We start from the raw sequence: 15341 nt of genomic DNA on the forward strand, positions 1-15341 counted from the left end.
ATTCTGATGGAATAGAAAAATGACATTTAATATTAATACTACCAGGGCACTGATCGCCCTTTCCTTTTGTTGTTACTTACCTCTGGTTGTCGCATCAGAAAGCATTCCAGCCGAACATGACGACACCAAAACGCCAGAAATCACGAATACCGAGCCTTCATATCGTTTTTATGGCGAGATGGGGGTGGGAGGTTATACGGCGCTGGAGGGGGATTATAAAGGAAAATACGAAGACGGCACTTATATTGAAGGTGGCGTGGAAGGTCAATATGGCCACTGGTTCGGGCTTATATACGGTGAGGGGTGGACAGTACAGGCAGACCACGATGGTAATGCCTGGGTGCCCGATCATGGCTGGGGTGGTTTTGAAGGAGGGATAAACCGCTTTTGGGGTGGTTATCGTACCGATGATAAAACCGAAATTATCCTGAGCCTGCATAACGACTCTTCTCTGGACGACCTGCAATATTGGGCAGATTTCACACCAGAGTTTGGTTATGAACTTCCCAATACCCGCGATATTGCCACAGCTGTCAAAGTACAAAACCTTAGCGGTGATTTCCGTTATAGCATCATCGCGACACCGGCTGGTCATACCGATGAAGATAAAGCGTGGCTGCATTTTGGTAAATATGATCGCTACTCCGATAAATATATCTACCCTGCAATGGCAAACGGCTATATCCAGTATGACTTTATGAAAGATGTCACCTGGATGGGCGGCACAGAAATTACCGATGGCACCGGCCAGCTTTTTGTCACCGGTATTCTTACGCCGAACTTCGGCGCACGTGTCTGGCACCATACCGGACGTGGTGAAGGGCTGGGTAATCCGGGAACGGAAACCGGCACAATGGTCAGCGCCATGTATGAGGCGTTTAAAGGCTTTTATCTTTCTACAGCCTACAGCTACGCGCAACACAACCTGGATAACGATCCCGACACAACCACATCCTATGCGCAATTCGGCATCTGGTACGAATATGGCGGCGGTAAATTCGCCACGGCTTTTGATAGCCGATTCAACCTGGGTAACAGTACTGACGATTCAGATAACAAAATATTCCTGATGCAGTATTACTACTGGGGTCATTAATTTCTCTGTTTATTTTGCTAAATGTGAAAAGGAGCTTCGTCATTATGAAAAAAATATATTCGTTAACCCCGCTAGCCTGCGCGTTACTATTTAGCATGTCAGCGCATGCAGCAACCGCCACCGATTTTAAAGACGTTATCGATCGCCACGGCGCACCTGAATATATGCGTGATACCAATAACGACAGCCATCAGCGCTTTAATCCTTTCTTCGATCTGGGTTCATGGCATGGGCACTTGCTGCCAGACGGCCCAAATACCATGGGGGGCTTCCCCGGCGTCGCTCTGCTAACCGAAGAGTACATTAATTTTATGGCGACAAACTTTGATCGCCTGACGGTGTACCAGAGCGGTAAAAAAGTGGCCTTCGCGATGCAGGCTTACAGCATTCCGGGCGCACTGATACAAAAACTGACGGCCCCCGGCATCGAAGTTAACATGACCCTGCGTTTTGCGGATTCACACACCTCGCTGCTTGAAACCAGGATAACGAGTGATACTCCACTGGATCTGGTGTGGGATGGCGAGCTGCTGGAAAAAGTGGAGGCAAAAGACGGGAAGCCGACATCGACCAACACCGTCGATGAAGAGTATCCGGATTATCAACGCAAAATCGTCGCCACCCGCGATGGCCTGAAAGTCACCTTCGGCAAAGTGCGTTCGACCTGGGATCTGCTTACCTCCGGCGAGTCAGAATATCAGGTGCATAAATCGCTGCCGATGAAGACGAAGATCAGCGGTCATCGCTTCACCAGCAAGGCGCATATCAAAGGTTCAACCACGTTCTATACCACCTATTCACATCTGCTGACTTCACTGGAAGTCAGTAAAGAACAGGCGCAAATCCGCGATATTCTGGCGCGCCCGACTTCCTACATGCTCGCCTCACAGCAGCGCTGGGAAGAGTACCTCAAAAAAGGGTTGAACAATCCGGATGCGACAGCCGAGCAAACTCGCGTCGCAGTAAAAGCGATTGAAACCTTAACCGGCAACTGGCGCGTCCCGGAAGGGGCAGTAAAACACAACACCGTTACACCTTCCGTCACGGCTCGTTGGTTCTCAGGCAACCAGACCTATGCCTGGGACAGCTGGAAAATCGCCTATGCCATGGTGCATTTCAATCCGGAAATTGCGAAAGACAGCATTCGCGCCCTGTTTGACTGGCAAATACAGCCCAACGATCCCATACGGCCGCAGGATGCCGGTATGATCCTCGACCTGGTGACCTGGAATAAGATCCCGGAACGCGGCGGCGACGGCGGTAACTGGAATGAGCGCAACACCAAGCCCAGCCTGGCAGCATGGTCGGTGATGGAAGTTTACAACGTCACCAAAGATAAGGCCTGGCTCGAAGAGATGTACCCGAAACTGGTCGCGTACCACGACTGGTGGTTACGTAACCGCGATCACAATGGAAACGGTGTCCCTGAGTACGGCGCCACGCGGGATAAGGCTCACAACACCGATAGCGGCGAAATGCTCTTCACGGTGAAACAGGGCGACAAGGAAGAAACTCTCTCCGGGTTGAGTCACTACGCAACTGTCATCAGTAAGGGCCAGTATGACAGCCTGACGATCCCAGCACAGGAAGCCGCTGGCTGGGAATCTGGACGTGATGATGCCGCCGTATTTGGTTTTATCGATAAAGATCAGCTGGATAAGTACATTGCCAACGGGGGTAAACGCAGTGACTGGACGGTCAATTTTGCTGAAAACCGGGATAAAAATGGCAATCTGGTCGGTTACTCATTGCTTCAGGAGTCTGTCGATCAGACCAGCTACATGTACAGTGATAACCATTATCTGGCAGAGATGGCAACGATCCTCGGTAAACCAGAAGACGCGAAGCACTATCAGGCGTTAGCGAAGAAGCTGGCCGATTACATCAATACCTGTATGTTCGACCCGGCAACAAAATTCTATTATGACGTTCGTATTGAGGACCAACCGCTGGCGAACGGCTGCGCGGGTAAACCGATCGTCGAGCGTGGTAAAGGACCGGAAGGCTGGTCGCCGCTGTTTAACGGTGCGGCCACACAATCCCACGCGGATGCGGTAGTTAGCGTGATGCTCGATCCGAAAGAGTTCAACACATATGTCCCACTTGGCACCGCTGCACTGACCAATCCGGCCTTCGGCGCGGACATATACTGGCGCGGGCGCGTCTGGGTGGATCAGTTCTGGTTCGGGCTAAAAGGGATGGAGCGTTATGGCTATCGCGATGAAGCGCTAAAACTCGCCGATACTTTCTTCCAGCATGCCAAAGGGCTGACGGCAGAAGGTCCAATTCAGGAAAACTACAACCCGTTGACCGGCGCACAGCAGGGCGCGCCGAACTTCTCCTGGAGCGCGGCGCATCTCTATATGCTGTATAACGATTTTCTTAAAAAACAGTAATCAGTGGTATTTTGCCGGATGACGCTTCGCTTATCCGGCCGACAAAACCACATTTTCACAGGCCGGATAAGGTGCTGGCACCGACATCCGGCAAATTCGTTCTCTGGCCCCGCGCCTTTTTTGAATCCCATCACAATCACGACATTCCCCTTTTCCCTTTTGCGCGGCGACGGCTAAATTAGTAACTCATCCGACCACATAACAATAATTTTACATACTGGACACCTTTATGAGCTATCCGTCGCTGTTCGCCTCGCTCGATTTAGGCTTCACCCGGCTTAAAAACCGCGTGTTGATGGGTTCAATGCATACCGGGCTGGAAGAGTATCCCGATGGTGCAGAACGGCTGGCTGCGTTCTATGCTGAACGCGCTCGTCACGGCGTAGCCCTGATTGTGACCGGAGGAATTGCACCCGCGCTATCGGGCGTGGGTATGGAAGGCGGCGCGATGCTGAACGACACCAGCCAGTTGGCGCACCACCGTATCATTACCGATGCAGTTCACGATGAAGGCGGGAAAATCGCCCTGCAAATCCTGCACACCGGCCGCTACAGCTATCAACCACATCTGGTTGCGCCTTCAGCCATTCAGGCACCTATTAACCGTTTTACGCCGCATGAATTGACGCACGATGAAGTGCTGCAACTGATTGACGATTTCGCCCATTGTGCACAGCTGGCGCGGGAGGCAGGTTACGATGGCGTGGAAGTGATGGGTTCGGAAGGCTATCTGATCAACGAATTCCTGACTCTGCGCACCAACCAGCGTAATGATGAATGGGGCGGTGACTATGCCAACCGCATGCGTTTTGCCGTGGAAGTCGTACGGGCGGTGCGCCAGCGTGCCGGCAGTGACTTTATTATTATCTTCCGCCTGTCGATGCTCGACCTGGTGGAGCAAGGCGGAACCTTTGACGAAACCGTCCAGTTAGCACAGGCTATCGAAGCCGCAGGTGCCACAATTATTAACACCGGCATCGGCTGGCATGAAGCGCGTATCCCCACCATCGCCACACCGGTACCCCGGGGTGCGTTTAGCTGGGTAACGCGCAAGCTGAAAGGTCATGTGACGATCCCACTGGTCACCACTAACCGTATTAACGATCCGACCGTTGCGGATGACATTCTGGCACGCGGCGATGCCGATATGGTATCGATGGCCCGGCCGTTCCTGGCCGACGCTGAGCTGCTGTCAAAAGCGCAAACAGGACGATCCGATGAGATCAACACCTGTATCGGCTGCAACCAGGCTTGCCTGGATCAGATTTTCGTGGGAAAAGTTACTTCCTGCCTGGTGAATCCACGCGCCTGTCATGAAACCAAAATGCCCATTGTTGCAGCTACTCACCAGAAGAATCTGGCCGTTGTGGGTGCGGGTCCTGCGGGTCTCGCTTTTGCCATTAACGCCGCCGCACGTGGTCACCACGTGACGCTGTTTGACGCGCATGGTGAGATTGGCGGGCAGTTTAATATCGCCAAGCAGATCCCCGGCAAAGAAGAATTCTATGAAACACTGCGCTACTACCGCCGGATGATCGACGTAACGGGTGTCACACTGAAACTCAATCAGTTTGTTAGCGCCCACGAACTGCAAGCCTTTGATGAAGTGATCCTCGCCTGCGGGATCGAACCGCGCATGCCGCCGATCGACGGTATTGAACACCCTAAAGTACTGAGCTATCTCGATGTCCTGCGTGATAAAACGCCGGTAGGAAAGCGCGTGGCGATCATTGGTTGCGGAGGGATCGGTTTTGATACCGCCATGTATCTGAGCCAGCCCGGCGATCCCACCAGCCAGAATATTGCCGAGTTCTGCGTGGAATGGGGAATCGACACCAGCCTGCAACAGCCCGGCGGTTTACGTCCGGAAGGGCCACATCTACCCCGCAGCCCACGCCAGATAGTAATGTTGCAGCGTAAAGCCAGTAAACCTGGGCAAGGTTTAGGTAAAACAACGGGATGGATCCACCGCGCTACCCTGCTTTCACGCGGCGTAAAAATGATCCCGGCGGTGAGCTATCAGAAGATCGATGATGACGGGTTACACGTGATGATCAACGGCGAGCTACAGATCCTGAATGTGGATCACGTGGTGATTTGCGCCGGCCAGGAGCCACGTCGGGAGCTGCTTGATCCACTGCATGCTGCGGGTAAAACAGTACATCTGATCGGGGGGTGTGATGTGGCGATGGAGCTGGATGCCCGACGTGCTATTGCACAAGGGACAAGGCTGGCATTGGAAATTTAACGTCACGTCTTTCGTAGGCCGGATAAGGCGGTCACGCCGCCATCCGGCAATATGTGCATGTGCTGATTTGCCTGATGGCGCTGCGCTTATCAGGCCTACGGGGTAGCTCATTGTAGGCCGGATAAGGCGTTAGCCGCATCCGGCACACGCGATTAACGACGACGACCCAACTTCACCGCTTTCAACACCACAAACTTATTGTTGGTGGCAATGGTCTCGCAGTTGCCGAAAATCTTCTTCAGCTTGTGGAAGTAGTCGAGGTGGCGGTTGGCCACGATGTACAGTTCACCGTTGATTTTCAGGCAGCGACGCGCGTGGTGGAACATCTCCCAGGCGATGTTATCGGTCAGCGCATGTTTCTGATGGAACGGCGGGTTACACAGCACAGCATTAAAGCGGAAAGGCTCCACGCCAGACAGCGCGTTGTTGATCATAAATTCACAGCGATCCAACGCTTCAGGCATGTTGCTTTCGACGTTCAGGCGGCTTGATGCCACCGCCATCGGTGATTCATCCACAAACACCACGCTCGCTTGTGGGTTCTTCTCCAGCAAAGTCAGGCCAATCACACCGTTGCCACAACCGAGATCGACAATCTCCCCTTCCAGATTTTCCGGCAGGTGCTCAATAAAGAAACGTGCGCCAATATCCAGCCCGGTACGGGAGAAAACGTTGGCATGGTTATGGATAGTCCAGTCGGTGCCTTCAAGTTTCCAGCTCAGCGTCTGCGAGGCATCAGCCAGTTCTGGATTACTGAAGGTGCAGTTAATCAGACGGGCTTTTTTCCACGCCAGCGTGGTAGTGGTTGGGCCTAGCACCTTTTCAAACAACTCAAGCGTTGAGGTATGAATATCACGCGCCTTCGCCCCCGCAATGATGCGCGTTTGCGGTGTGACAACCTGACGCAACGCACGGAGCTGTTGTTCCAGCAGCGCCATCGTTTTGGGAATTTTAATCAGCACAATGCCTGGTGCCTGCGGGTATTCAGCGGTGCTGTCGAGAAACTTGACGCTGGATTCCGCGATATCGTTATGGCGCAGGTTTTCACGCGTCCCCAGCTCGCTTAAATAAGAGTCGCCAATGCTGTATGGTGTATGTTCCGCCAGTGCACAGCCCAGCGCGCCGAAAGTATCATTCAGGAGAAGCACCGGGCCGCTAATCTCGGTATCGTCCAGCTGTTGCAGCAGATATTCATCTGCAGCTTCCCACGCCAGCAGCGGGTTAACGTCGTCCGTTTCCGGGAAACGTTTAAGTGACAGCGAACGGAAACCGTTGTCTATGTGGCTCATCGGCCCTCCTGAATGGTAAAATTTCGGCGTATCCCTGAAAAGGGTGCGTGAGTATACAACATTTTGAATACACAAAATCATTCAAGTTGCATCAAGGCGGCAAGTGAGTGAATCCCCGGGAGCGTACATTTAGTACGTGACTGGGGTGCGCGAACACAGCCAACACAGAGGCAGCTTGAAGGATGAAGTGGATGGGACATGAATGAACCAACTAACTTACCTCCAGGGCTACCCGGAGAATTTACTTTCCCAGGTTCGTACGCTGATTGCTGAACAGCGTCTGGGCGCAGTGCTGGAGAAGCGCTATCCGGGTACGCATGACTTCGCGACCGACAAAGCGCTCTGGCAATATACGCAAGATCTGAAAAATCAGTTCCTGAGAAACGCCCCGCCGCTGAATAAAGTCATGTATGACAGTAAGATACACGTGCTGAAAAATGCGCTGGGGCTGCATACTGCCGTCTCCCGCGTTCGGGGTGGCAAGCTCAAGGCCAAAGCGGAGATCCGCGTCGCTACCGTGTTCCGTTCTGCGCCTGAACCTTTTTTACGCATGATCGTCGTGCATGAACTGGCACATCTGAAAGAAAAAGAGCACGACAAAGCGTTTTATCAGTTGTGCTGCCATATGGAGCCGCAGTACCACCAGTTGGAGTTTGATACCCGCCTGTGGCTCACGCAACAATCGCTGAAGCAAACTGCGTAGTCGCGCACTGGCTTTGTCTTCAGGGCATGCTAAATTGACGAAAGAATCCCTTTTCGCAGCCTGAAGGCCTTTATGATACGTTTCGCAGTAATTGGCACAAACTGGATCACCCGCCAGTTTGTGGATGCCGCCCATGAAACCGGCAAATATAAGTTAACCGCAGTGTATTCCCGTAGCCTTGAACAGGCACAGACCTTCGCCAATGATTATCCCGTCGAGCATCTGTTTACCTCGCTGGAGGCAATGGCGCAAAGCGACGCAATTGATGCCGTTTACATTGCCAGCCCGAACTCTCTGCACTTCCCGCAGACAACGCTGTTTCTACAGCACAAAAAGCATGTCATTTGCGAGAAACCGCTGGCCTCAAATCTGGCACAAGCCGAAGCTGCTATCGCCTGCGCGCGTGAAAATCAGGTCGTGCTGTTTGAAGCGTTTAAGACCGCCAGCCTGCCTAATTTCCTGCTATTACAGCAATCACTACCTAAAATTGGGCGAGTCAGGAAAGCGCTGATCAATTACTGCCAGTATTCTTCACGTTATCAGCGTTATCTGGACGGTGAAAATCCCAATACGTTTAATCCGGCGTTTTCTAACGGTTCGATTATGGATATCGGCTTTTACTGTCTGGCCGCTGCGGTTGCGCTCTGGGGTGAACCACTGAGCGTTCAGGCAAGTGCCAGCCTGCTGGAAAGCGGCGTCGATGCCCACGGCGTAGTCGTACTCAATTACGGTGATTTTAGCGTCACGTTGCAGCACTCGAAAGTCAGTGATTCCGTACTGGCCAGCGAAATTCAGGGCGAATCAGGATCGCTGGTTGTCGAGAAAATTTCCGAGTGTCAGAAAGTGTGCTTTATTCCGCGCGGTGGCAAAACACAGGATCTTACGGTGCCTCAGCACATCAATACTATGCTTTATGAGGCAGAGGCTTTTGCTCATCTGGTTGACTCCGGCGAAGTGGATCATCCAGCACTGAACGTCAGTCGTATTACCGCCAAACTGCAAACGGAGATTCGCCGCCAGACCGGTGTTATTTTCCCCGCAGATGATGCTCAGATACCGCTGACTGCGTAAAAGTGTGTAAAACGAATGTTGCAGGCCATTGACTGAAGGCATGGCCTGTAATATTTTGTAACCCGCAAAGGGGAGTAACTTCGTTGTCGGTTGATCGTCATTACGATGTGTGAAAAACCACATCCGGTCACCGGGCGATAACAAAGGAATACGCTGTCGTATTCCCTTGTTGTTGTAAGTGAGACCTTGCCGAATGGCAAGGTCTATGCATAAAAAGCAGCGGCTAACGTCATTCGGCGTTGGCCGTTTTTTTTATGCATGGGGAAATAAAATGAATACTGTTGGCACACCGTTGTTATGGGGTGGCTTCGCTGTCGTGGTGGTCATTATGCTGGCCATCGATCTGCTGCTACAGGGTCGTCGTGGCGCACATACGATGTCGATGAAGCAGGCCGCGGCCTGGTCAATCGTCTGGGTAACGTTGTCGTTGGTGTTTAACGCGGCATTTTGGTGGTACCTGGCTGAGACTCAGGGCCGTGCCGTTGCCGACCCACAGGCGCTGGCGTTCCTGACCGGCTATCTGATCGAGAAGTCGCTGGCGGTAGATAACGTCTTTGTCTGGTTGATGCTATTTAGTTACTTCTCCGTACCTGCGGCACTGCAACGTCGGGTACTGGTGTATGGCGTACTGGGCGCGATTGTATTACGTACGATCATGATCTTCACGGGCAGTTGGCTTATCGCCCAGTTCGAATGGCTGCTGTACGTGTTCGGCGCATTCCTGCTGTTTACTGGCGTGAAGATGGCGCTGGCGAAAGAAGACGCTTCCGGTATTGGCGACAAACCCTTAGTGCGTTGGCTGCGCGGCCATTTACGTATGACCGATACCATTGAAGACGAAAAATTCTTCGTGCGTAAAAACGGTCTGCTGTTTGCAACGCCGCTGATGCTGGTATTGATCCTGGTTGAACTGAGCGATGTGATTTTTGCCGTCGACAGTATTCCGGCAATTTTTGCCGTCACCACCGATCCGTTCATCGTACTGACCTCTAACCTGTTCGCTATCCTGGGTCTGCGTGCGATGTACTTCCTGTTGGCAGGTGTGGCGGAGCGTTTCTCGATGCTGAAATATGGTTTGTCGATTATCCTGGTGTTTATCGGTATCAAGATGCTGATCGTCGATTTCTACCATATCCCGATCGCTATCTCGTTAGGTGTGGTCTTCGGTATTCTGTTTGTGACGCTGGTTGTGAATGCGTGGGTCAACCACCAACACGATAAAAAGCAGCAAATACAGTAACTTTTACTTAGCTAGTTGATAAAGCCCGACCGCACATTGCGTGCGTCGGGCTTTTTGCTGGACATGTCAAAACAATGTTAATTTAAAGTTATAAAACATGATCTGAGCGCGGAAACCAGGAGATTTATCTTCCCGAACCGGCATCTTTCCTTATACTCAGCCATGCAAACACTTTGTTACATCCAGAAAGATGCGTCATGAGAACGCACAACGGGTGAACAACAACACAATCAAAGGATGACTACATGACTACGCTACGTTCATCGGGGCTGATCTCGCGTTTGGCGCAAGGGAGCCTGGTTAAACAAATTTTGGTCGGTTTGGTACTGGGGATTCTGCTGGCACTGGTTTCAAAACCTGCGGCAGAAGCCGTCGGCCTGCTGGGGACACTGTTCGTCGGCGCATTAAAAGCCGTCGCCCCAATCCTCGTGCTGATGCTGGTAATGGCCTCTATCGCCAACCACCAGCACGGGCAAAAAACCAATATCCGCCCTATTCTGTTCCTTTACCTGCTGGGAACATTTTCAGCGGCATTAGCCGCCGTGGTGTTCAGCTTTGCCTTCCCTTCGACGCTGCATCTTTCCAGCAGCGCCAGCGATATCGTGCCGCCATCCGGCATTATTGAGGTGATGCGCAGCCTGCTGATGAGCATGGTTTCTAACCCCATTGATGCGCTGCTGAATGCTAACTATATCGGTATTCTGGTATGGGCAGTCGGCCTTGGCTTTGCGCTACGCCATGGTAATGAGACGACCAAGAATCTGGTCAATGATATGTCCGATGCCGTCACGTTTATGGTGAGACTGGTTATCCGCTTTGCACCGATAGGTATCTTCGGTCTGGTCTCTTCCACACTGGCGACGACGGGTTTTGCCACCCTCTGGGGCTACGCGCAGCTGCTTGCCGTACTGGTTGGCTGTATGCTGCTGGTTGCGCTGGTGGTCAACCCGCTGCTGGTGTTCTGGAAAATTCGCCGTAACCCGTACCCACTGGTATTGGCATGCCTGCGTGAAAGCGGCGTGTACGCCTTCTTTACCCGCAGCTCTGCAGCCAATATTCCGGTGAATATGGCGCTGTGTGAGAAGCTGAACCTGGATCGTGATACCTATTCGGTATCTATCCCGCTGGGCGCCACCATCAATATGGCAGGCGCGGCGATTACCATCACGGTTCTGACGCTGGCGGCGGTGAATACGCTGGGTATTCCAGTCGATTTACCGACGGCGCTGTTGCTGAGCGTGGTGGCATCACTGTGTGCTTGCGGTGCGTCAGGCGTCGCGGGGGGCTCTCTGCTGCTGATTCCACTAGCGTGCAATATGTTCGGTATCCCGAATGACATCGCCATGCAGGTTGTTGCCGTTGGCTTTATCATCGGCGTATTGCAGGATTCCTGTGAAACGGCGCTGAACTCTTCGACAGACGTCCTGTTTACCGCCGCAGCCTGCCAGGCTGAAGACGAACGTCTGGCAAATAACGCCCTGCGCGGCTAATCACAACCCCTCCGTCATCGGGCGGAGGGGTTCTCTTCTTGAACGCTTTTTTCAATTTTGAACGGATCAATTCCGCGTTTTTGCATGCGCCGGAAGCGAATAATGTTCAGGCCGTTCATCACCAGAAAACTCCCTTCGATCATCGTCCCGCCAATCGATCCCAGCCAGAAATTGTGAATGACCCAGCAGCCCGTAGCACACCACATTACGCAGCGCACGGTTAACCCTTTGCAACGAAACAGCGCCCAGGTGCTGGCCAGCGTACCGATTATCGGCAACAGTTCCATCGCATGCTGTAATTTTGCCAAGCCAAGAACCAGCGTGAGGACAATAAAAACCGTCATGACCCACAGCTTGCGGGTATGCATTGAGACCAGGGTACGTACGGTATTAAGCTCAGCGCTCATTCCCGCGGGCCAGGCCCCCATCAGAAAGAAGTGTACGCCAATGGTGGCGCTATAGACGGCGAGCTGTAGCCGGAACCGGCGCTCGTCACGATTAAAAAAAGTGGTAATCCCGATCAGAAAGGCGATGACACCAACGCCCTGGGCCAGCCAATACGCGGTCATGCAGCAACTCCAACTCCATTTCGTAGGCCGGATAAGGCGTTTACGCCACCATCCGGCAACGGTTTATGCCTGATGGCGCTACGCTTATCAGGCCTACGCGATCCGTAGGCCTGTACAATGACTACAACGTTACACCACTTTTAAAAATAGCCAGTTCACGGAAATCATTGCGTTCGTTGCAGGTCTGTTTACCGTTGGCAAACTCAACGATGGTATCGACAAATTCGTTCAGCAGTTGCGGCATCGCTTTACCGTGGATTAGCTGCCCGGCATCAAAATCGATCCAATGCTTTTTCTTCGCGGCCAGCTCGCTGTTGGTGGCAATTTTCACCGTCGGTACGAAACCGCCGTACGGCGTACCACGCCCGGTACTGAACAACACCATATGACAGCCTGCCCCCGCCAGCGCACTGGTCGCAACGGCGTCATTGCCCGGAGCACTTAACAGATTCAAACCTGGCGTTTTCAGACGTTCGCCGTAGCGCAGTACATCGACAACTTTGCTGGAACCCGCTTTCTGTGTGCATCCCAGCGATTTATCTTCCAGCGTGGTGATGCCACCCGCTTTGTTCCCCGGCGATGGATTCTCGTAGATCGGCTGGTCGTGAGCAATGAAGTATTGCTTGAAGTCATTGACCATGGTCACCAGCTTACCGAAGGTTTCTTCATCGCGGCAGTGGTCCATTAATAGCTGTTCGGCACCGAACATCTCCGGGACTTCAGTCAGTACGGTAGTCCCGCCGTTCGCGATCACGTAGTCAGAGAAACGCCCCAGCATCGGGTTAGCGGTGATCCCAGACAAGCCGTCAGATCCGCCACATTCCAGACCAAACTTCAGCTCGCCGAGTTTACCCGGCTCACGCTTATCGTTACGCATCACGCTGTACAGCTGGTGGAGATGCTCGATCCCCGCTTCCACTTCATCTTCCTGGTGCTGGCAGACCATAAAGTGAACGCGTTCTGGATCATACTCACCTAACGTTTCGCGAAAAGCATCAACCTGGTTGTTTTCACAACCGAGGCCAACCACCAGCACCGCCCCCGCATTCGGGTGGCGCACCATATTTTGCAGCATGGTGCGGGTGTTGATGTGGTCGTCACCCAGTTGCGAACAGCCGTAGGTGTGGCTGAAGAGATGAACACCATCGATACCTTCGGCGTCGTGGGTCTCTTTCAGGAAACGGGTTTGCATCTGACGTGCCATCGCATTGACGCAGCCGACGGTCGGCAGGATCCACAGCTCGTTGCGCACCCCAACATCACCGTTCGCGCGGCGATAAATCTGCACGTCGCGATCGGCTGCCTGAGCAACTTCCGCCTGAAAATCCGGTTGGTAGCTATACGCGTCCAGATCGCTCAGATTCGTGCGCGTGTTGTGAGCATGAATGTGCTCACCCGCAGCGACATCAACCAGCGTATGGCCAATTGGCAAACCATATTTAACGACGTTTTCGCCTTGCGCAATATCGCGTAAAGCAAATTTATGGCCACGTGTTACCGCCTGGCGCAGGGTAATCGCCTGTCCATCAACGGTGACTTCGGTTCCTTCAGCCAAATCAGCAAGCGCAACCGCGACGTTATCCAGCGTGTGGATCTTGATGTATTGCATACCAACCCCGGGCCTTAGTTCAGTTCAATGGCGAAGTAATCACGCGCATTGTTGAAGCAAATATTTCTGACCATTTCACCCAGCAGTTGAATATCTGCAGGTGCTTCACCCGCGGCAACCCAACGGCCAATCATCTGGCACAGGATGCGACGGAAATATTCATGGCGCGTGTATGACAGGAAGCTGCGGCTGTCAGTCAGCATACCCACAAAACGGCTCAGCAGACCGAGCTGTGCCAGTTGTGTCATCTGACGTTCCATCCCATCTTTCTGGTCGTTAAACCACCAGCCGGAACCGAACTGCATTTTGCCCGGCATGCCTTCACCCTGGAAGTTACCGATCATGGTGCCCAGCACTTCGTTATCACGCGGGTTCAGGCAGTACAGGATGGTTTTCGGCAGCAGGTTCTGTTCATTCTGCTTGCTTAGCAGTTTGGACAGTTCTTCAGCCATCGGACGGTCGTTAATGGAGTCGAAACCGACATCCGCGCCCAGCAGTTTGAACTGACGCAGGTTGTTATTACGCAATGCGCCAATGTGGTACTGCTGCACCCATTCGCGACGTGCGTATTCAGCGCCAAGGAACACCAGTACGGCAGTTTTGAACTGGGCAACTTCATGCTCGCTCAGGGTTTCACCCGCCAGACGACGCGCCAGGATGCTATCCAGTTCAGCTTCGTTAGATTCAGCAAACAGCACCACGTCCAGCGCGTGGTCAGAGACTTTACAGCCGTGAGCCGCAAAGTGATCAAGACGTTTAGTTAGCGCGGTTTGCAGGTCGGTAAAGCGGCGGATCTCGGTGTCAGAAACTTCACCCAGTTTCGCCATGTAATCGGTAAAGGTCGCCAGTTCAATGTTAAAGGCTTTATCCGGACGCCAGCTTGGCAGCACTTTGATAGCAAAGGTGCTGTCTTTCGCGACCGCAGCGTGATGCTCCAGAGAATCGATCGGATCATCAGTGGTGCCGACCATTTTTACATTCATCTGCTGCATGATTCCACGCGCGGAAAACTGATCCTGCGCCAGCAATTCGTTGCACTGATTCCAGATTCCATCGGCAGTCGCAGGAGACAACAGCTTACCTGTAATACCAAATGGGCGACGCAGTTCAAGATGCGTCCAGTGGTAGAGCGGGTTACCGATGGTGTGCGGGACCGTCGCAGCCCAGGCGTCAAACTTCTCGCGATCGGACGCATCACCGGTACACAGGCGTTCAGCGACACCGTTAGTGCGCATGGCGCGCCACTTGTAGTGATCACCCTTCAGCCAGATGTCATACAGGTTATTAAAACGGTAGTTATCAGCGATTTGTTGCGGCGGCAAATGGCAGTGGTAATCGAAGATAGGCTGGTCTTTGGCGTAATCATGATACAGACGGCGGGCAAATTCGGTATCCAGCAGAAAATCTTCAGTCATAAACGGGGTCATTATCGTCTTCCTCTCAGCGAGTGCGTCAGATTGCTTATGTTTTGATGTTGTCAAAGTTATCACACCAATTTCCATACACTGAAGATATTTTCGTGAGTTAGATCAACAAATGATGACAAAAAAATTACTCTCAAAGAGGTAAAACTCACGGCAAGCCGCGCCAGTACTGGCTTTGCTGAATCGAATTAATGACCACACGAAGA

Annotated in this window: 11 protein-coding genes; 7 read left to right on the plus strand and 4 right to left on the minus strand. The window is 52.7% G+C overall.

What is annotated here, in order from left to right:
• The first annotated feature begins 19 nt into the window (after positions 1-19).
• The 3 genes from ygjJ (at position 20) to NNO08_RS04400 (ending at position 5740) form a co-directional block, all read left to right on the plus strand.
• Positions 20-1096 (plus strand): protein YgjJ, encoded by a 1077-nt coding sequence (gene ygjJ / locus NNO08_RS04390; protein ID WP_271455132.1) that lies wholly within the window; start codon positions 20-22, stop codon positions 1094-1096.
• A gap of 44 nt (positions 1097-1140) precedes the next feature.
• A complete protein-coding gene (ygjK, locus tag NNO08_RS04395; protein WP_271456254.1) occupies positions 1141-3492 on the plus strand; it encodes an alpha-glucosidase in 2352 nt (783 codons plus the stop codon).
• Positions 3493-3721: 229 nt separating this feature from the next.
• Positions 3722-5740: an NADPH-dependent 2,4-dienoyl-CoA reductase gene (locus NNO08_RS04400; protein ID WP_271456255.1), complete on the plus strand. Its 2019-nt coding sequence runs from the start codon at positions 3722-3724 to the stop codon at positions 5738-5740.
• Positions 5741-5892: 152 nt separating this feature from the next.
• Here the strand turns inward: NNO08_RS04400 and rlmG are convergent, their stop codons facing one another.
• Positions 5893-7029 carry a 23S rRNA (guanine(1835)-N(2))-methyltransferase RlmG gene (gene rlmG / locus NNO08_RS04405; RefSeq protein WP_271442092.1) on the minus strand — a complete coding sequence of 379 codons (1137 nt, stop codon included), beginning with the start codon at positions 7027-7029 and terminating at the stop codon, positions 5893-5895.
• A gap of 202 nt (positions 7030-7231) precedes the next feature.
• Here rlmG and NNO08_RS04410 point away from each other — a divergent pair, with 202 nt between their 5' ends.
• The 4 genes from NNO08_RS04410 (at position 7232) to sstT (ending at position 11533) form a co-directional block, all read left to right on the plus strand.
• Positions 7232-7732: a M48 family metallopeptidase gene (locus NNO08_RS04410; protein WP_271456256.1), complete on the plus strand. Its 501-nt coding sequence runs from the start codon at positions 7232-7234 to the stop codon at positions 7730-7732.
• Between the two features lie 72 nt (positions 7733-7804).
• Positions 7805-8803, plus strand: coding sequence for a Gfo/Idh/MocA family protein (locus tag NNO08_RS04415; RefSeq protein WP_271456257.1), 999 nt, complete (start codon positions 7805-7807; stop codon positions 8801-8803).
• A gap of 271 nt (positions 8804-9074) precedes the next feature.
• Complete coding sequence (locus NNO08_RS04420) at positions 9075-10043, plus strand: TerC family protein (RefSeq protein ID WP_271442089.1); 969 nt, start codon at positions 9075-9077, stop codon at positions 10041-10043.
• A gap of 245 nt (positions 10044-10288) precedes the next feature.
• The gene (gene sstT, locus NNO08_RS04425) at positions 10289-11533 is read left to right on the plus strand and encodes a serine/threonine transporter SstT (RefSeq protein ID WP_271455136.1); all 1245 of its coding nucleotides are present in this window, start codon (positions 10289-10291) and stop codon (positions 11531-11533) included.
• Positions 11534-11547: 14 nt separating this feature from the next.
• Here sstT and NNO08_RS04430 read toward each other — a convergent pair whose 3' ends face one another.
• The 3 genes from NNO08_RS04430 to uxaC form a co-directional block, all read right to left on the minus strand.
• Positions 11548-12102, minus strand: coding sequence for a YgjV family protein (locus tag NNO08_RS04430; protein WP_271456258.1), 555 nt, complete (start codon positions 12100-12102; stop codon positions 11548-11550).
• 121 nt (positions 12103-12223) lie between these two features.
• Positions 12224-13711 (minus strand): UxaA family hydrolase, encoded by a 1488-nt coding sequence (locus NNO08_RS04435; RefSeq protein ID WP_271456259.1) that lies wholly within the window; start codon positions 13709-13711, stop codon positions 12224-12226.
• 14 nt (positions 13712-13725) lie between these two features.
• Positions 13726-15138, minus strand: a complete 1413-nt coding sequence (uxaC, locus tag NNO08_RS04440) for a glucuronate isomerase (protein ID WP_271456260.1) — start codon at positions 15136-15138, stop codon at positions 13726-13728.
• Positions 15139-15341 lie beyond the last annotated feature (203 nt).

It is taken from the genome of Citrobacter sp. Igbk 17 (assembly GCF_028069775.1).
Taxonomy (GTDB): Bacteria; Pseudomonadota; Gammaproteobacteria; order Enterobacterales; family Enterobacteriaceae; genus Citrobacter.